Source organism: Candidatus Symbiopectobacterium endolongispinus (genome assembly GCF_018777385.1).
Classification (GTDB): domain Bacteria; phylum Pseudomonadota; class Gammaproteobacteria; order Enterobacterales; family Enterobacteriaceae; genus Symbiopectobacterium; species Symbiopectobacterium endolongispinus.
On record NZ_JAFJYB010000004.1, the window covers coordinates 417,243 to 435,038 of the forward strand.

Annotated in this window: 16 protein-coding genes and 11 pseudogenes; 11 read left to right on the forward strand and 16 right to left on the reverse strand. The window is 52.7% G+C overall.

The window, feature by feature from the left end; genetic code table 11:
* Nucleotides 1–124 precede the first annotated feature (124 nt).
* The 10 genes and pseudogenes from nrfG to JZM30_RS17630 form a co-directional block, all read right to left on the reverse strand.
* A pseudogene (nrfG, locus tag JZM30_RS17590) lies at nt 125–942 on the reverse strand (heme lyase NrfEFG subunit NrfG).
* Nucleotides 939–1,317: pseudogene (gene nrfF / locus JZM30_RS17595) on the reverse strand (heme lyase NrfEFG subunit NrfF). The pseudogenes nrfG and nrfF overlap by 4 nt, the downstream one beginning before the upstream one ends.
* Nucleotides 1,310–2,029 carry a cytochrome c-type biogenesis CcmF C-terminal domain-containing protein gene (locus JZM30_RS24820; RefSeq protein WP_498038017.1) on the reverse strand — a complete coding sequence of 240 codons (720 nt, stop codon included), beginning with the start codon at nt 2,027–2,029 and terminating at the stop codon, nt 1,310–1,312. Before JZM30_RS24820 ends, nrfF begins: the two are co-directional and overlap by 8 nt.
* Nucleotides 1,932–2,678 (reverse strand): cytochrome c biogenesis protein CcsA, encoded by a 747-nt coding sequence (ccsA, locus tag JZM30_RS25010; protein WP_498038001.1) that lies wholly within the window; start codon nt 2,676–2,678, stop codon nt 1,932–1,934. Before ccsA ends, JZM30_RS24820 begins: the two co-directional genes overlap by 98 nt.
* Before the next feature lie 21 nt (nt 2,679–2,699).
* Nucleotides 2,700–3,627: pseudogene (gene nrfD, locus JZM30_RS17605) on the reverse strand (cytochrome c nitrite reductase subunit NrfD).
* Nucleotides 3,624–4,294 (reverse strand): annotated as a pseudogene (locus tag JZM30_RS17610) (4Fe-4S dicluster domain-containing protein). The pseudogenes nrfD and JZM30_RS17610 overlap by 4 nt, the downstream one beginning before the upstream one ends.
* Nucleotides 4,291–4,855, reverse strand: a pseudogene (gene nrfB / locus JZM30_RS17615) (cytochrome c nitrite reductase pentaheme subunit). The pseudogenes JZM30_RS17610 and nrfB overlap by 4 nt, the downstream one beginning before the upstream one ends.
* A gap of 43 nt (nt 4,856–4,898) precedes the next feature.
* Nucleotides 4,899–6,335, reverse strand: a complete 1,437-nt coding sequence (gene nrfA, locus JZM30_RS17620; RefSeq protein ID WP_438801517.1) for an ammonia-forming nitrite reductase cytochrome c552 subunit — start codon at nt 6,333–6,335, stop codon at nt 4,899–4,901.
* 348 nt (nt 6,336–6,683) lie between these two features.
* The gene (locus tag JZM30_RS17625) at nt 6,684–6,956 is read right to left on the reverse strand and encodes an EAL domain-containing protein (RefSeq protein ID WP_252320254.1); all 273 of its coding nucleotides are present in this window, start codon (nt 6,954–6,956) and stop codon (nt 6,684–6,686) included.
* 16 nt (nt 6,957–6,972) lie between these two features.
* Entirely contained in the window at nt 6,973–7,539 is a 567-nt protein-coding gene (locus JZM30_RS17630; protein WP_252320256.1) for an EAL domain-containing protein, read from the reverse strand.
* Between the two features lie 684 nt (nt 7,540–8,223).
* Here JZM30_RS17630 and JZM30_RS17635 point away from each other — a divergent pair.
* The 3 genes from JZM30_RS17635 to JZM30_RS17645 are packed head-to-tail and all read left to right on the forward strand — an operon-like array spanning nt 8,224 to nt 9,652.
* A complete protein-coding gene (locus tag JZM30_RS17635; RefSeq protein ID WP_252320258.1) occupies nt 8,224–8,364 on the forward strand; it encodes a hypothetical protein in 141 nt (46 codons plus the stop codon).
* A 30-nt stretch (nt 8,365–8,394) separates the two neighbouring features.
* A complete protein-coding gene (locus JZM30_RS17640; RefSeq protein WP_252320260.1) occupies nt 8,395–8,973 on the forward strand; it encodes a PilZ domain-containing protein in 579 nt (192 codons plus the stop codon).
* A gap of 1 nt (nt 8,974) precedes the next feature.
* Nucleotides 8,975–9,652, forward strand: a complete 678-nt coding sequence (locus JZM30_RS17645; protein WP_252320262.1) for an HD-GYP domain-containing protein — start codon at nt 8,975–8,977, stop codon at nt 9,650–9,652.
* 7 nt (nt 9,653–9,659) lie between these two features.
* Here JZM30_RS17645 and JZM30_RS17650 read toward each other — a convergent pair whose 3' ends face one another.
* Complete coding sequence (locus tag JZM30_RS17650) at nt 9,660–10,415, reverse strand: DeoR/GlpR family DNA-binding transcription regulator (protein ID WP_252320264.1); 756 nt, start codon at nt 10,413–10,415, stop codon at nt 9,660–9,662.
* 81 nt (nt 10,416–10,496) lie between these two features.
* Here JZM30_RS17650 and JZM30_RS17655 point away from each other — a divergent pair, with 81 nt between their 5' ends.
* A complete protein-coding gene (locus JZM30_RS17655; protein ID WP_252320266.1) occupies nt 10,497–11,081 on the forward strand; it encodes an NUDIX hydrolase in 585 nt (194 codons plus the stop codon).
* Nucleotides 11,082–11,118: 37 nt separating this feature from the next.
* A pseudogene (locus JZM30_RS17660) lies at nt 11,119–11,477 on the forward strand (NUDIX hydrolase).
* Between the two features lie 13 nt (nt 11,478–11,490).
* On the opposite strand, the pseudogene JZM30_RS17665 reads toward JZM30_RS17660, so the two are convergent.
* The 4 genes and pseudogenes from JZM30_RS17665 to JZM30_RS17680 form a co-directional block, all read right to left on the reverse strand.
* Nucleotides 11,491–12,252, reverse strand: a pseudogene (locus JZM30_RS17665) (DeoR family transcriptional regulator).
* Between the two features lie 91 nt (nt 12,253–12,343).
* A complete protein-coding gene (gene otnI, locus JZM30_RS17670; RefSeq protein ID WP_252320615.1) occupies nt 12,344–13,126 on the reverse strand; it encodes a 2-oxo-tetronate isomerase in 783 nt (260 codons plus the stop codon).
* 18 nt (nt 13,127–13,144) lie between these two features.
* Nucleotides 13,145–13,432: pseudogene (locus tag JZM30_RS17675) on the reverse strand (class II aldolase/adducin family protein); the annotation flags it as partial.
* Nucleotides 13,402–13,548 (reverse strand): nucleotide-binding domain containing protein, encoded by a 147-nt coding sequence (locus JZM30_RS17680; RefSeq protein WP_252320617.1) that lies wholly within the window; start codon nt 13,546–13,548, stop codon nt 13,402–13,404. The pseudogene JZM30_RS17675 and the gene JZM30_RS17680, both read right to left, overlap by 31 nt.
* On the opposite strand from JZM30_RS17680, the gene JZM30_RS24050 reads away from it, so the two are divergent.
* Nucleotides 13,477–13,641, forward strand: a complete 165-nt coding sequence (locus JZM30_RS24050) for a hypothetical protein (RefSeq protein ID WP_252320649.1) — start codon at nt 13,477–13,479, stop codon at nt 13,639–13,641. The genes JZM30_RS17680 and JZM30_RS24050 overlap by 72 nt on opposite strands.
* Nucleotides 13,642–13,662: 21 nt before the next feature.
* Here the strand turns inward: JZM30_RS24050 and otnK are convergent.
* A pseudogene (gene otnK / locus JZM30_RS17690) lies at nt 13,663–14,663 on the reverse strand (3-oxo-tetronate kinase).
* Nucleotides 14,664–15,076: 413 nt separating this feature from the next.
* On the opposite strand from otnK, the gene JZM30_RS17700 reads away from it, so the two are divergent.
* From JZM30_RS17700 to JZM30_RS24415, 5 genes and pseudogenes are all read left to right on the forward strand, one after another.
* Nucleotides 15,077–15,535, forward strand: coding sequence for a TRAP transporter substrate-binding protein (locus JZM30_RS17700; RefSeq protein ID WP_252320272.1), 459 nt, complete (start codon nt 15,077–15,079; stop codon nt 15,533–15,535).
* A 29-nt stretch (nt 15,536–15,564) separates the two neighbouring features.
* Nucleotides 15,565–16,071 (forward strand): annotated as a pseudogene (locus tag JZM30_RS17705) (TRAP transporter substrate-binding protein).
* Between the two features lie 197 nt (nt 16,072–16,268).
* Complete coding sequence (locus tag JZM30_RS17710) at nt 16,269–16,781, forward strand: TRAP transporter small permease (RefSeq protein WP_252320274.1); 513 nt, start codon at nt 16,269–16,271, stop codon at nt 16,779–16,781.
* Nucleotides 16,748–17,395: a TRAP transporter large permease subunit gene (locus JZM30_RS17715; protein WP_252320276.1), complete on the forward strand. Its 648-nt coding sequence runs from the start codon at nt 16,748–16,750 to the stop codon at nt 17,393–17,395. The genes JZM30_RS17710 and JZM30_RS17715 overlap by 34 nt, the downstream gene beginning before the upstream one ends.
* A pseudogene (locus tag JZM30_RS24415) lies at nt 17,353–17,730 on the forward strand (TRAP transporter large permease subunit); the annotation flags it as partial. The gene JZM30_RS17715 and the pseudogene JZM30_RS24415, both read left to right, overlap by 43 nt.
* Nucleotides 17,731–17,796: the final 66 nt, after the last annotated feature.

Sequence of the window (17,796 nt, forward strand, 5' to 3'; positions counted from 1 at the left end):
TTACCTTATTGAGGGTTTTAGCATACCATGACGCCCTTGTTTCCCCCCGTCAGCGGCCTACTCATAAAGAGTTAATCTGTTTTATCGAGATCAATAAAACCGACGATTGGGGGCAGTAGCGTGTTTATTGTTGGCTCTGCTGCAACAGCTTTGCCGTGTTAATGGCTTCTATCAGTTGAACCCGGTTAATGCGCTAGCTGTAACTATCGAGCAGCCGCTGCCAAAGGGCCACGGCAGCCGCGTAATCCGCGCGCAAGAAAGCGTCCGATGCCAACAACATCAACGCGGTCACTTCATTGGCATCCAGCGCCAGCGCGTTATCGATCATCTGCCGCGTCGCTGGCGTCATTATCTGACCGGACTGGTAATACAGCACGGTGGCTAATGCCGAATAGAGCTCGGCATTCTCGCCTTTCAACGCCATCGCTCGCCGGTAGGCGCGCTGTGCGTTGTCATAGGCGTTACGATAGAGGTAATACTCCCCCAGTTCGGCCCACAGCACGCTGTTATCAGGTGTGGCACGAATCGCGCGTTGCATGGTCGCAAGCTGTTTTTCCTGCTGCTGCGTGTCAGTGAAATCACGCAGCGGATCGGCAAGCCGCTGGCGTTCGACCCGTAGCGCTTCAGTGCGGTGACTCAGGGAATAGCCGGTAAAAGCGCTCACCACGATAACGGCAACGGCGATAACCAGCGGTAACATCGGCATCGTCTTCTGCACCGTCGCTGCGCGCTCGGCAACGGGCATGTCACTCTCCAGTTCTTCGCTCAACGCCTGCGCGTCATGGGCCGGGAGTTGCGTTTGCGCCTGTCGGCACTGCCATTGCAAAATACGCACGGGTAAACCGGATAACCGGTTGTCTGCTTTGTTTTTTTAACGGGAAGCAGCGGCCATAACAGGCCACTGACGATAACCACCAGCACAGCGGCAGCAGCGACTATCATGACCGCCCCCTGGCTTGTTGGCGTATCACGCGCCACAGGATGGCAACAACAGCCAGCAGCAGGAGTAGCGGCGTGAACCACAGCAGGCCGGTATGCATTTTTAACGGCGGGTTATACTGCACAAAATCGCCATAGCGCTCGCTCATGAACGCCATGATGTCTGATTTAGTTTTCCCTTGTTCGACCATAAAGAAAACTTCATGACGCATACTGACCGCCACGGGCGAAGTAGACTCCAGTAGGCTTTGGTTTTGGCACTGCGGACAGCGCAATTCTCCGGCGATGTTCCGGACTGGAAAATGCCCAGGTATCGACCACTTGCGCCGGTGCAACCACACTCAGTAACAGCAAAAGCAGCATCGCACGTTTACACATACGCCCGCCTCCCGCGCAGCCACCCGAGCAGCGCGCCGCCGATCATCAGCAGGCCGCCACCCCAAATCCAACGAATACCGGTTTGCACATAAAAACGCATGGCGTAGCGGTTCTCACCGGTTTTTTCGCCCATCACGGCGTACCACTCGCGGATTGGTCCCCAGGCGATGCCCGGCTCCATCATCTGCTGCTGCCGTACGTTGTAGTGGCGGCGTTCCGGTGTGACGGTGGCGATGGGCTCGTCACCGCGAGAGATAGCAATCACCGCTTGTTCAGCGGTATAATTTTGCCCGACCAACAAATTAAGCTGGCGAAAATGGAAACGGTAATCCCCCAGCGCAATCTGTTCACCCTGCGCGACATTGGCGCTGATCTCCTGTTTGCTGCCCGTAGAGAAGATAATCCCCAGCGCCAGCAGCGCAACGCCGCTATGTGCCAACAGGGCAGGAAGTTGCTGGCGTAGCGCCGTTATCGGTTGTAGCCACTGTGCCGCCAACATCCACACCACTAGCCCAGCACCGAGTGCAACGTTAACGCCCTGCGGCCACAGCATCAACATCGTCAGAACAGCCAATGCCAACGTGCCACCAACACGTCGCCTTGACCAACGCGCACTACGTTTCCAATATCCCCCCACCGACAGTCCCATCAGCAGCATCACACCCGCGAAAGGCAGTAACACGCTGTTGAAATAGGGCGCTCCCACGGACATTTTGCCCCACCCTGCCAGCCCATAGACCATCGGATAGAGCGTGCCCAATAACACCACCAGTGCGACAGCCGCAAATAACAACAGCGCCAGCAAAATAGCGATTTTTCCGCGACCAGCCACAAAAGCGTGCCGCTGGACGGTGCGTTGTGGAGCGCCACCCATAAATCAGCAGCGCGGCCATGCTTAGCGCGGCAAACAGGATAAACAGCGGCACGGCTCTGTCATGTTCAAGCGCAAAAGCGTGAACGGACACCAGAATGCCAGAACGCACGATCAAGGTACCGAGTAGGCTGAGGATAAATGTCAACATCGCCAGTATCATCGACCAATGGCGGAAGATCCCACGCATTCTGGTCACGTATAAACTGTGCAACAGCGCCTGGCGGTGATCCAGGGAAGCAAAGAGGCGTTTTCTACCGGGTCCCAAAACCACCAGCCGCCCCAGCTCGTTATAAGCCCACCACGACCCCAGCATGATGCCCAGCGTTAACGCACACCAAGCCGGCAGCGCCCACGTCCATACGCGCGCCAGTCGACACACATAGTGCCAATGGCGATAGCAGCCGGATGCGGTCAGCAGCGTCGTCGCCACGCCGATGGCGCTTGCAAGCAACAACGCAACATAGCCAAACTCTGGCAATAGCAACATCAACATGCCTCTTGTCGGGGGCTACACAACGGTCAACTGTCCCGCATACAAAATAAAGAAACGCAGCAGCAACACACCGGTCAGGCTCATGCCACTGACGGCCAACACGCCATAAGGTGAGCGCCACCGATTGGCCCAGGGTTTTAGCAGCAACGGGGCGACTAACCCAATCCCCACCACGCCACACCAGAACCATATGGCCCAAAATCCTCCCGTCAGCGCATTGACCAGTGCACGGTGTTTCCCCTCATCGCCCAATGCCAGACCGATAAAGAAGGCAAACAGCACAAAGATTTCCAGCCAAACGATGGGCGTTTCCAGCCGATGAATAAAGTGTGCCTCTTCACTGTGCGGATTGCGACGCGCACGCAGCGCCAGAGGAGATACCCGATAACAAAAACAGGATCGGCAGAATGGGGTTATTGAGCGGCGGATAGGTCTTCAGCGCCGAAAGCAGGGAGCCGGTGTAGGCCCCGAGCATCACTGCCAGCACCAGCATCACGATATCCAGCGTTTTCATCAGCGGTGTCAACCGTGCCAGCACCGTGGGAAGAACGTGAAGTTTCGGCAACCAGCGCTGTTGCAGCCCAATCAGTTGCTGATCAAAAATCTTTGCCAGCCAGACTATCAGCACCGCCATGTAGACCTGGAACAGCATCACCCCCACCGACATCACGGAGGTAAAGCTGTAATGGAACATCAGTTTCCAAAACGTCAAGGGGCGCGTCAGGTGGAACACCAAAATCAGTAATCCCAATATAATCACGCTCGGGGCCAGCAACAGCGTAGTGCGCATCAGGGTGCTGTCCGAGGTTGCCAATGCCGGGCGATAACGACGTAGCAACACCGACAGCGTGACCAATCCCGCGATCAGAAACAGATAAATCGCGATAGGCCAGTCCCACACTAAGGAATCAAAGTGGAACGGGCTTGAAGAGACGGGCGTCATTGATGAACCTCCCCAAATTTAAACGGTACGCGATACATCTTGGGCCGCGTGCCCAGAGCGATTTTGTAGCGATAGGTCGCCCTTTGATTCAGCAGTCGGGAGATGTCGCTGTCCGGATCGTCAAGGTTGCCAAACGTCAACGCCTTCGTCGGGCACACTGCCACGCAGGCCGGCGGTTTTCCCTGTTTCAGATTGGTCTTGCGGCAAAAATCGCACTTGTCCGCGGTCTTGTTCTCAGGATGAATAAAGCGCACCTGATAAGGACAAGCGGCAATACAGTACTGACAACCGACGCACAGTGAAGGATCGACATCGATGATACCGCTTGCCGCATCGCGGTATGACGCCCCGTAGGGCAGACATCCACGCACGGTGGGTTGTCACAATGCTGGCAAGAGTGACGGAAAAACCGGTACTTCACATCCGGAAACACACCGATCGGCTCGCTGCGCCTAATCGTCAGGCGCGATACCCACTCTGGCACCTGATTGACGTCCCGGCAGGCTGCCATGTAGGCGTTGCAGCCAATGTACAGGGATTCATCATGGACCATACCGTAGCGCACACCGTTGATGTTCAGCGTCTGCGCAACCACCTGCCCGGTGACGCTGGTGATGGCAATCAGCCCGCCCGTGCGAGCGATAAATTGACGACGAGAACAACTCATGGCTGCCTCTGACCCAAATGCACGGAGGAAGGATTGAAAGCCGGGTTGTTGCGTTGATCGCTATGGCAATCGACGCACAGCTTTATGCGGCCTTTGTCATCCAGCGCCTGCATTTTATCCTGTGTCGGGTGTAACTGATGGCAGCTGGCGCAGGCGACTTTCGCCATGTGAACATCGTGCGGCCAGAACGATTTCTGCAACTGTTTCGGGGTATGGCATGACATACAGACGCCGTTTTGCTGCTCTACCGTATACATCGGATCGTTAAAGCGCATCACGTCTTTAATCCCTTCACGGTGATGCAGACGGTTTACCGTGACAACTGGTGCAGGTTATCGGTTGCCGGTTCTGCGGGTTCATCGCCTTTGCGTGTTTCCCCTTCATGCCCTCTTCTTCCGGCTTATGGCACTGCAAACACGCCTCATCAGGGTTGCGTTGCGGCATTACCGTCCACCGTTTTCCAGTCGCTGTCTGAGATGCGGGTTCGGTCTGCCCCGGCACTGTCCAAAACATGCCCAGCACCAACACCCCGGCAGTTAATAACGAACGTAATACGCTCATATCCACCCCACGTAATGACCGCCCGCACTCGGGCGGTGAGGGGTTATTGGCTCAGTCGCCCGGCTGTGCGCGCCTGCTCATCCCACTGCGGCACCACTGTGTTGAGGAAATCCTGTTTCTCCGCGCTGATTTGCTGCATGTTGAGCCCTATCGCCTGCTGCGCTTTTTCTTTGGTGGAGATATCCGGCAGTTTGACCTCTTGCGTGATCCCTTTGGTCGCCAGCAGGCGCACCAGTTTGGTTCGAGCATCGGCCGCTTTATCCAGAGAGGTACCGAGCATTCTCAACCCTTCGTCCGGCGCATGCATATGAATGCCGTGGGAGGCGATCGCCAGATCCCAGCGCCGCTGCGCGTGGCGTATGTCGGTCAGAATCGGCTGCATTTCCGCTTCGGTCGCGCCGGCATCCCAGGCGGCTTTGGCTTCAAAATGTGCGTGAACCAGTTGCTCTTCCGCTTTGAGTTTCAGCGACCGGATAGCGGCTTTGCGCTCCGCCATGATACCCTGCATGGACGCTTTGTCTTGCGTGTGACAGTTGGTACAGGTTTGTTCGTAACTGTCGAAGGGGTTGCCAATTTTGTGATCGGTATACAATTTACCTTTCGCGTTCTTCACTTTCGGCATGTGGCAATCGATACAGGTCACGTTGTTTTTGCCGTGAATGCCCGCGCTCCAGGTTTCATATTCCGGGTGCTGCGCCTTGATCATCGGCGCACGAGAGAGCGAGTTTGTCCAGTCAGAGAAGGCAATGGCATCATAATATTTTTCCATGTCCTCCACTTTGGTGCCATTGTCCCAAGGCAGTTTGACCGCTTTGTCTTTGCCGGAAAAATAGTACTCCACGTGGCACTGCCCACAGACCATCGCTTGCTGGTCGAAACGACCGGCTTTTTCAAATGACTTACCGATCGACGCCATCCCTCTGGCGGCGTAGGGGCGGGAAAGCGTCAGGACAGATTTCCCCTGTGCGAACTCTGGCGAAGCGGTGTTGTGGCAGTCAGCACAGTCAAGATCGTTGACAATCTCTAGCCCGCCGCGTGCCCATTTTCCTTTGAAATAGCCGTCCTCCCCTTCCTGCTGAATCAGGCGGGCAACATCCGGACTTTTATAGCTCCAACACGCCATGGGTAGCGGACCGTCCTCAGCATTTTTGGGCGCCCCGGTACGCAAGGTTTCGCGCACATCAGTAAGAGCAAAAGCGTGGCCGCGCGGTTTGTTGTAATCCCGTGAAAACGGATAACCCGCCCAAAGAATTACCATATTCGGGTCTTCGGCCAGGGCATTGTGGCGCTCAGATTGTTCACTGGTCGCTTTCCACGAATTGTACTGATCGGGGTGTTTTTGCGTGAATGTATCGTTACGCGCTTCAACCGCGGCAGGCGCTTTAGCAGGCGCTGCCTCCTCCTCGTGCACGGGAAAAAGAAGAAAAAGGCTGGCTACCATGCCCCATAGAGAGGGGATTAACATGCTGATCCTGACCATGCGTATATGTCCGAATTGAGCCACCCGCTGGCGGCCATTTTAACTATCTTGATGACAGCAATACGACATAACCCCAAAAACTGTCATGACATTACCCGCGACTATAAGTAGCAAAAAGATGCATTCAAAATATTGCTTTTAATCAAAAATAAGAAGAAGTGATGAAATGTGTCAGCGTATTTATGAAGGCCGCCGCATATCCACATTTTTTTTGTGGCTTTAGGATCGGCAGCGTTCTGTTCGCCTTGCAAGTGGAGTGCGAAACCGCTATGGGATATGGCTAGCCAACGGTGGGGTTCAGGTGCCTACAGACACCTGATGGATGGTGGGCAACGACAGGGGGAAAAGTTAAAAGTTTTCCAGTAGATTGAGCTGATTAAGCGTCAAAGGACGGTAAAAAATATACCCCTGAATAAAAATGGGTAAATAACGTTTCAACTTGTTTAAGTCTGCCGCTTTCTCGACACCTTCACAGATGATATTGACACCGAGAGGAATTAATACATGCAATAATTTTTGCATCCTTTCCAACTTACTCGGATCCGTTCCAATACCATTAACAATCGAGCGATCGATTTTTATCGTATCGAAATTAAACAAAGAAAGGCTGTCGGTCTTCAAACACCCGGCACCAAAATCATCCGAGTGAGATCATAAAGTCATACGCTTTCGCTTTGTTTAAAAACGTGACGCCCTCCATCAATTGTTTTTGCGTAATTTTTTCACTCAACTCTATTTCGATATTGCTCGGGTTAACATCATATAATAAGCATATTTGATGCAACTTATTCAGATACTCAATATTGTTGAAAATAAGCGGAGAGAGGTTGAAAGAGATTGATAACGTTTTCTTACAATTGATTAATCGGCAGACCAGATCAAAGATAAAATCGGTGACCTGGTTAATCAATCCGCACGCTTCGAGCTCTTCTATCATTGATTGCGTTGGGATTAACTCGCCGTTTGAAGTGTAAAACCGGTCGAGGGTTTCATACCTGAATATTCTATTTTCAGGAAGATGAATGATAGGTTGGTACTCGGCTTTTAGCCAAATACGTTTCCCATTTACGTATAACAGAGTCGTGTTCATCTTACCGTTTTGCTCCCTCTCCATAGGAATTGGGCTTTTTAATTTCGCCCTTATAAGTTCTAAACATTTATTCAAAGCGTTTGAAAATTGTTTAGAATGATCAATAATCTCCATTTGATAGATTTTGTCTATTTCTCGCAATTTAATAATCGCTAAAATCTATATCATAGACTAGCATTAAAAACCATTTAAAAAGAATTTAATAATTATAAATTTCAATATTTTTACACAAAAAGAAAATTATATCGTTTTATCCCAAAATACCTCAATTTAGTCCAATAATAGAGTCATTGTAACCGCGTATAAACCTTGTTAGGATGAAAAAACGCTGATTTTATTGGCTTATTGACAGTATTGGCGTTTGCTTTTAACAAATAAATCATTAGATTTTTTTGATTATTACCATCTCTAATCCATCAAATAATTTGCTTGCAATTCGGCTAAGAAAACGGAAACGTCGCCAAACACCAGGGCTTATCTATACCAATAGGGATATCGTATGATGGAGCATTACGCCCCCCGCCAAATAATGTTATTCGTTCACTGATTCAACACCCGCACGCGATGTCAATTTATGCCAAAAATATGCCGTACCCCCTAAAGGCCGATGTCAGGGAGCTCAGTCTCGATACCAGCAGTATGATATTGGAAGTCGAATACTCTGGATCGGATATTTAGCATTACCTCGATGAAGGGGGGCTCAATTTTGATCTGGAGGCCCTCAAAGGCGTCGATAATAGTGAGCGAGAGACCTACAGCCTGTGTAATATCCCGACCAAGTTGTTTAAGGTAGATAGCATGCTGTACCGACTTGAATGCCAACTGCCAGAGTCGGTGTTTATCAATGAAAATCGTGGCGCCATTCGTATTCCTTTTATTCTCGGAATGCAGGTACGCGTGCGCGTAGAAATCTATCGCCATGTGCTTACTGTAACCTGAAAATTGCGCAATCTTTCAACCGGTGGATGCTTGGTCGAAATCGATCTGGTTGAAAGTATTGCCGTGGAAGTGGGTCAGGAGATTCCTGGTATAACGATAGAATTTCCGAATGGAACCACACTGTTTGCCGAGGGCAAAATTAGGCATATACGTCCCTTTGGTAATAACGGTTATGCCGCGGTGGGTGTTCAATTCATTAATTTATCTTCATCACAATCTGAAGCACTGTTTCATTGCACGAATGAAGTGGAAAGAGAGGCGACATTTCGCACCAGTATCACCGGCAGCATGATCTATCAATCTCCACTGTTCATTCCGAGTGCCAAGGAGAAAAGCATTCTGTTACGGGAAAATCAGGAACGCGAGAAGCGTACTCGCCAAACCCCAATGGAACGCGGCGTACTGGAAGTCGCTCATCGCCTCCAAATTGGGCTGATGTACGTAAAAACCCGCAACCAGCTGCCGCTGGAAATTTTTTATGACTGCGTCGACACCTTGCTGTATCTGATCAAAAACGATCGCAAAGCCTTCTTGTATGCGCTCTCTATTCCTGCACGACGAAGCCGACTGGGTACGGCATGCAGTTCAGGTCTCTGGAACATTAGCTGACATGTTGCTGCTTCACGATCCTCACGATGCGCAAATACGCGAAACCGTTCTCGGTACGCTGCTGCACACCATGGGTAAACCGCTGTTAGTCAATGCCAACCTTCCCTCACTGAAGGTCAATATGAACCCGGCGCAGAAAGCCATACTGCGCAGCCACGTTACCGTGCTGTGCCAGACATTGAGCAAACTTGGCTGGGAAATGAGCCCGGTGTGCCGTGAAGTGATCGAAAACGCCAATGAACGTCTTGATGGCAGTGGCTATCCGGCGGGCAAATCGGGCACACAGCTGTCGCCGCTCGTCAGGCTGGTATCGGTGATTAAAGCAGTCAACACATTGCGACACGCACGCAACAGCATCTCACCTCGTACGCCACTTGAGGCTTACCGCAAAATTCATGAAGCGCACGACGTCTACGATAAGTCGCTGTTGGTAAAATATATCCAGATTTATGGCCCTTATCCTATCGGTAGTCTGGCGAAATTCTCGGCCGGTTTCCTGGGCTGGATCCTTGATATTGACAACAAAGGCCGGCCTACGGTGGTGCATTTGGTAAAAAATCTGCGCTTTCCCGATACCAATATCAGCAGCGTGGTATCCAAAGGGGATTTAGCGCAGGTTGGCAAACTGGTTAACATCGCCAACCAGCAAGAATATGGACTCAAGGTGCAGAAGTTATAGCGTGGGCTCAGGCGTTAACAACGCTAACGCCTGCGGTCACCAGTGCTGCTCGCAATGTCGCATCGGTGTCATCTTCCACCACCAGCGTATTCATCAATGACAAATCACCAATAATGAACGGTGAAGCAGCGTTTATTTTTTCTGCCGAGGCCAGCACAATGGTCTCGGCCGCACGTTTTGATAGCGCACGCTTGATGCAGGCTTCTTCATAGTCGCCGGTGTTCAGCCCCGCTTCCGGATGCACACCGGTGACCCCCATAAAGAAAATATCCGCGTGATACTGCGCAATCCCTTCCAAAGCGGCGGCCCCCACGGTCACGATAGAGTGTTTATAAAGCTTGCCACCAATCAAAATCACTTCAATCAGCGGGTGCTCAACCAAACCCAGCGCAATGCTTGGGCTATGCGTCACCACGGTAATGCGTAAATCAATGGGCAGAAATTTGATCAATTCAGCCGTAGTGGTACCGCCATCAATAATCACTACCTGGCCTGGTGCGATCAGTTCAGCGCCTTTTTTCGCCACCTTCATCTTTGAATCCATACGTAGCGACTGACGTTCGGAAAAGGTCACCTTGGCATCGGCGGCAGGCACGGCACCGCCGTGTACCCGTTGCAGCAGCCCTTGTGCAGACAGTTCCCGTAAATCTCGGCGCACCGTATCTTCCGAAACGTCAAGCCACTCACTGAGTGCTTTAGATAACACCTGTCCTTCACTGGTCAGCTTTTCGAGAATAGCTTTTTTACGTTGTGGCGTAAGCATCGCCCATCCAATGCGTTAAATTAATTGACCTTACATGTTTTTGCTGTTTATGATGCCAAAAATACACCATAAGGCCACAAAATGCCATTTAAACATGCGGAAATACGCATACAAAACTGCCAAATCCTCTCTGATGATTGGTACACGCTAAAAAAATACACCTTTTATTTTCAGCGCCGCGACGGTGAATGGCAGCGACAGAACCGTGAAGTTTACGATGGTGGCAACGGTGCCACCATCCTGCTCTATAACCGGCAACGTCGCACGGTAGTGCTCACGCGCCAGTTTCGTTTTCCAACCTATGTGAATGGTTATCACGGTTTTCTGATCGAAACCGCAGCCTGCATGCTTGATAACCTGGATCCGGAAAGCCGCATCAAGGCGGAAGCAGAAGAAGAGACAGGATACCGCATCACTAACGTGCAAAAAGTGTTCGAGGCTTTTATGAGCCCTGGCTCGGTCACCGAGAAGCTGTTTTTCTTCATTGCGGAATATCACGCGCACGATCGCGCAAGCTCCGGAGTGGGGATTAAAGCGGAATGGGAAGATATCAAAGTGCTGGAAATGCCTTTGGAACAGGCCCTTAGGGCAATTGATGATGGCCTGATCGCCGATGGTAAAACCATCATGTTGTTACAGTACATCGCACTGAAAGGCATTCTTTGAGGTCACTATGTCGACACCATCTACAGCAACACAGCCTATAGCAGCACAACTGATTTTAATCGCCGGGCCATATCGTAGCGGCACCGAGGGAGACCCCGCGCGTATCGCCAGCAACCTGGCACGTCTGGAAGCCGCTGCGCTGGCCGTCTATCAGAAAGGGCATGTTCCGGTGATTGGCGAGTGGCTGGCCTTACCGTTAGCTAACGCAGCGGGCTCGCAACAGTTCGGCGATGCCATCAGCGAGACGTTTCTTTACCCCGTGGCCCACCGGCTGATCATGTAATGTACCGCATTCCCGGTGAGTCCAACGGCGCGGATAAAGATATCGAAGTAGCACTGCGTGCAGGACTGAACGTGTATTATGCGCTGGACACCATCCCGCAGGTCCGCGCGTAACGCCCCGCGTTCCCTACTCCGCCACCACCAGGTGTACGCCGGTTTGCAGCAATGCACTTTTTGCGCTTTCCGGCAAATTGCTATCGGTGATAACGATATCCATCTCTTCCAGTGATACCGCATTAAACGTGCCCACCTTGCCGTATTTGCTGGAGTCACAAATCAGGATGCGTTTATTCGCTGCCGCCACCGCTGCTTTCTTGATGGCTACTTTGGCCTCAGTCGGCGTGGAGATCCAACGCGCATTCCACGATGAGGAGGAAATAAAGCTGATATCTACGTTAAGGTTACGCAGAAAATGGGTGGAACTGTCGCCGACGCAGGAACGGTTCTCCCGCAGTACCAACCCACCGGTGTGGTAGAGCTTACATTCGGAATGTTCGATGAGGTAGTTGATCACCATCAGATCGTTACTGACGATCAGCAGATCGTCCAGAGATTCCAACGCCTGCTCCAACGCCAGTGAGGTAGTGCCCGCATCCAGATAGAGTGACATACCCGGCTGAACGTACTGCGCTGCCGCATGGGCGATCAGCGTTTTTTCGGCAAATTGCAGCGCACGTTTAGTCAGGTGTGACGGCTCCGAGGTGATTTTCTACGACAGTTGCACACCTCCCGATACAGAAAGCACGCAACCTTCCTGTTCCAGCTTTTGAATATCCCGGCGCACGGTCACGTGTGACACGCCCAACAGCTCGGTCAATTCGGTAATCGAGATCAGCTCGCGTTCAACCAGTGCTGTGAGTATCAATTGCTGTCTTTTAGCTGGGATCATCTATCGCCTTTTTATGCTGTTTTCACCGGCCGTGTGCCGGTAACCACCTGATGGGATACGCTTATTGCCAAGGCGTATTGTTCAATTCTGTTTATGGTTCGTCAAACGCTTTCCGCCAGATGAGCCCTACATGCGTGCCGGATTCGGGATGATACTCACAGCCTATCCAGTCACGGTATCCCGCCTTTTCCAATTCCCGGAAGATATGGGCATAATTGATTTCCCTCGATACCGGTTCATGCCGGTCCGGCACCGACGCAATCTGTACGTGGCCGATACGTCCCGCGAGCGAACGGATCAGCATGCTGAGATCGCCGTGGGTAATCTGTGCATGATAGAGATCTAACTGTACGCGTGCATTAGGTCGGTCAATCATGCTCACCAGTCGATCGGTAAGGCGCTGGTCGTGCAGGAAATATCCCGGCGCATCGCGCGGATTGAGCGCCTCGCACAGCAGTGTTATCTGTTGCTGCGCCAACCGATCTGCCGCCAGCCGCATGTTGGCAAGCCATAACGCCGTGGTCTCGTCGATTGGCAGCGAGGCTGGGGTATTGCCAGACATCACGTGTAGCTTCCCGCATCCCAGGTGCCCTGCATAGTCTAAAGCCTGCTCCAGCGTTTCTTTAAATTCACGCTCGCGGCCGGGCAGCACCGCCAAACCGCGTTCGCCGCCCGCATAATCACCGGGGTTGACGTTAAACAGGGCAAGCTGCAATCCATTACGACGCAATTCCTGACCAATGTCCTCCGCCTGATAGGCGTAAGGAAACAAAAACTCTACCGCACTGAACCCGGCTCTGGCTGCGGCCTCAAACCGCGCCAGAAACGGCACTTCGGTAAACAGCATCGAGAGATTAGCGGCAAATCTGGGCATCATGTCTCCTTTTCATCCTCAGGGACGCAGTTCACTGACTTCGGCCTCAGTGAGATAACGCACGTTGCTATCTTTGAGCAAAAACATCAGCTTTGCGGTCTCTTCCAGTTCATCCATGGCGTTGGCAGCCTCCGTCAGCGACGCTCCCAACACCACCGGCCCATGATTTGCCAATAAAAAGGCATTAGCCTCGTACGCTCGCTGCGCCAATGTTTCCACAATCCTGATACTGCCCGGCTTAAAATAAGGCAGCAGCGGCATCTTGCCTACTTTCATTACATAGTAAGGGGTGAAAGGGCGAAAAAGCGCGCAGCATTCGCAGCTCGCACCCAGGGAACACCGGGCGCAATTTGTGGACCGATGTACAGCGCCCCTACCTGCAAGCGCTGCATCACCGCACCAGAGGTTTCTCCGCCTGCCACGATAAAATGATCGAATCCGCGCTGGGTCAGCGCCAACGCCAATGCGGCAAAAAAAAAGCCTCCACCGCAGCACTGGCCTGTTTGGCACCGTAACGCGCCTGAATGCGCGCCACATCATCGCCAGCGGTGTTGGCAGACCCACTCAGTCACCTTTGCAACATAATCTGCAAGACCTTCGATACAACAGGCCACATCAAGCGGCAGCGCGGGCGCCTCAGCCGCATAGGCGGCGACCTGCGCATTGGTCATCACATAGCAGGAACCTGACAATATAACCGTCTTGCCGCCGTCAGCGGGTTTGCCCGCCTCACTGGCATCAACGTTGCGCGACGATGAACCTCGCGTCAGCACCGCGGCCAGTCCACCCGCCAGACCCGAGCCACCGGTAAGCAGCGGCAGTGTTTGACTCGCCTCGGCAATGGTTTCCAGGTGTGTAGAGGTCAGCGCATCGGGCACCAGATAGCGATAGCCCGCCTGACGCAAATCAGCAATCACCTGCTGCACCGCCTCCACGCCCGCATCAATCACGCAAAAGGGAATGTTTGCTGCACGCCCAGCGGCCTGCGCTTCCATTAAGCGCATCACGTTGGCATAGCGCATCGGCGTCACGGGGTGGTTACGCATACCAGACCCATTCAGCGGTACGCCGTTCACAAACAGGTAACCGTGGTAAACGGTGCGCCCGTTCACCGGCAATGCAGGACATAACAGCGTGATGTCCTGAGCCAGTGCTGCCAACAGGCTATCCGTTACCGGGCCAATGTTGCCTTGCGCGGTGCTGTCGAAAGTCGAGCAATATTTAAAGTAGATCTGCTCACACCCCTGCTGTTGCAACCAGCGCATACCTCCAGGCTCAGGGCGACGGCCTCTTCTGCCGGACAGGAACGGCTCTTCAGTCTGACAACGATGGCATCCACATCGGTTGTGATTTTTTGTGCATCCAGTTGTGTGACCTGAGTGGCAGATAACCCGCCGTTAACCAAAAAGCTGGCGATATCGGTGCCACCGGTAAAATCATCGGCGATCACACCTATTCTGGGCGGCACGGCGCGGGGCCGCTGAGTGTTGGTTGGCATAGAGATAACCCTGTTCCGTCGTCGAGGAAAGTGTCTCATTATAATCGCTACTTGTGAAAAAATATTAAATACGGGTCACACTATCGCTGATTCGCGCACTTTTTTGTGATTTATTTTTAAAAAAGGTCGATAAATTATAAAAGCCACAAATTGGGCGTTAAGTCATTGTGGTTTATTTCGATTAACGCATACTGATGCCGGACACAAAACGCGCTAGCACTCAGGTGACGACATTTATAAATCATAATAAAAACTTGATAAATAAGCACGTTATAGAAATAAAAACGAGAACGCGCCAGCGGTCGATGCTCGTAAACCCGCCCGACGCAGGACTTAACAAAAAACAACAAAACACTTCAGAACTGAACGAGAGATAAGCCAACCGGCCGATCCAGCGGTTCTACCCGGTCAATATTCTCTGTACCTAACCAGAATGATTGAGAGAGGACATCATGTCGAACATCACACGACGCACATTTTTAAAAGCCGCCGCCGTTGGCGCGCCGGCCACTGCGGTTATGGGGTTCCCTTTTATTGCTAAAGCCGCGCAGCCTGAATTCCATTTCAAATACGGCACCAATTTGCAGCAAGAGCACCCGTTTAGCATCTGGACACAGAAAACGGCCGATCTGATCAAAGAACGTACTCAAGGGCGCGTGGTGATTGATGTCTTCCCTAACAACCAGTTAGGAGGCGATACCGACATGCTGGCCCAGGTAAGGCGCGGTGGTATCGATATGTTCAACCCCTCTTCGCTGGTGATTGCCACGCTGGCCCCGGTGGCGGCGATCAATGCCGTTGGCTTTGCCTTCGCCGATTACGATCAAGTGTGGAAAACCATGGATGGCCCGCTTGGGACTGCATGCAATGGAAAACATGTGGGACAACGGCTCCCGCCAGATAACCAGTAATGCCGGACCGGTAAACACAGTGGGCCGATATGCAGGGGCTGAAAATTCGCGTACCGGTCAGCCCGATCATCGTGGATATGTTTAAAGGCATGGGGGCAGCGCCGGTCGGCATGCAGTATTCCGAAGTTTATTCCTAGTTGCAGACCCGCGTGATTGACGCGCAGGAAAACCCGCTGGTGGTGCTGAAAACCGGCAAGCTGTTCGAAGTGCAGAAATATTGCTCGTTGACCAACCATATTTGGGACGGCTACTGGTGCATCATGAACAAAAAGTCCTGGCAGAGTTTGCCGCCTGATTTACAGCAGATTGTCGCCACGGCGTTCAAAGAAGGCGCGATGAATCAGCGTGCCGAAATCAGCCGCCTGAACGCTAGCCTGCTGGACGATCTGAAGGCCACCAGTCTGATCTTCAACACCACTGACCCCACCAGTTTCCGTCAAAAACTCAAAGAAAGCGGCTACTACGCCACCTGGCACAAGAAATTTGGTGATGAGGCCTTGGCCCTGCTGGAAGGGGCGGTGGGCAAACTCTCCTAAAGGCGTTCAGAACGATTGCCACGTGCCAAGGTAAACGCCCCTGGCACCGTGGCGAACCGTTGAGGCCAAGGTCTGTTCTGAACGAACCGTTTTATCAAAAATTCACAAGAGTAAAGCGAATGGAAGTTTAACATCAAATCAAGCCGCTCCTGCCACCAGGGAGACTCGCCAATGGTCTGGAAATTTTTTATGACTATATGGGCCGCGGCATCGAGGCACTGGCGGGGCTTCTGGTGCTGGCGGAAATCATCGTCCTGCTCTCCGGCGTCATCTCCCGCTATGTGTTTCACGCACCGCTGGTCTGGTCCGACGAAGTAGCAACCATTGGCTTCGTCTGGCTGACCATGCTGGGCGCGGTCATTGCGCTGCGACGCGGACAGCACATGCGCATTACGGCACTGGTGTCACATTTGTCAGAAGATAAACGCGCCTTTGTTGAAGCCCTGGCAATGGGCGTGTCGTTAGCCTTCTTGATTCTGATTTTTGAACCGGCCTGGGAATACGCGCTGGAAGAGTTGATTGTGGTGACGCCGGCTCTGGAGATCAGCGTATTCTGGCGCGCAGCGTCGATCCCGGTTGGCATCACGCTGATGCTGATCACCATGCTGCTGCGTCTGGTATTATCCGCACCGCGCTCACAGGCTACCTATCTCGCCTGCTGGTCGTGGCGATCGCGATGGTGGCGTTCTCCTTCTCCGGCTCGATTCTGATGCCACTCGGTAAACTGAACCTGATCCTGTTCTTTGTGGTGATTGTCGCTATCGGCGTGCTATCCGGTGTGCCTATCGCGTTTTCATTCGCGCTGGCTACCTTCGGTTATCTGGCGCTAACCACGCGTACCCCGATGCCGACAATGGTCGGTCGGTTGGAAGAAGGCATGTCGCACATGATGCTACTGGCGGTGCCGCTGTTCGTGTTCCTCCGTGGATTAATCGAGATGACCGGCATGGCGAAAGCCATGGTGCAGTGCCTTTCCAGTCTGCTCGGCCACGTGCGCGGGGGGCTCTCCTATGTACTGGTAGGTGCCATGTATCTGGTCTCCGGCATTTCGGGTTCTAAAACCGCCGATCAGGCGGCGATCGCGCCAGTGCTGCTACCTGAAATGACCTCACGCGGTGCCAAACGCGGGGATTTGGTCGCCCTGCTCTCCGTCACCGGTGCACGAACGGAAACGGTTCCACCCAGCATCGTGCTGATTACCATTGGCTCCGTCACCGGTGTTTCCATCGCTGCGCTGTTTGTCGGTGGGCTACTGCCATCCGCCGTGCTCGGTGCCATGCTGTGCCTCTGGTTATCTGGTGGCGTAACCGCCGCGAAGATTTGAGCCAGGTTAAACGCTATCATAAAAAAGAGATCGCCAAGCTGTTTGTGATTGCGCTGCCAGTATTGATCCTGCCGTTCATCATCCGCGCCGCAGTCATCGAAGGCGTCGCTACCGCAACCGAAGTCTCCACCATCAGAGTAGCCTATACCGTGTTGGTCGGGGCCGTGTATTACCGCCATTTTGATATAAAACGCGCCTGGTCGATGCTGATCGATACTGCATCACTGTCTGGTGCCATCATTTTCATCATCGGTGCGGCAACGGCCATGGCCTGGGGCTTAACCCAATCGGGATTCTCCAAAGATCTGGCCACGCTGATGGCTTCACTGGGCGGAGGGATGACTTTCGTGGCTATCTCAGTGGTGGCGTTCATCATCCTGGGCAGCGTGCTGGAAGACATC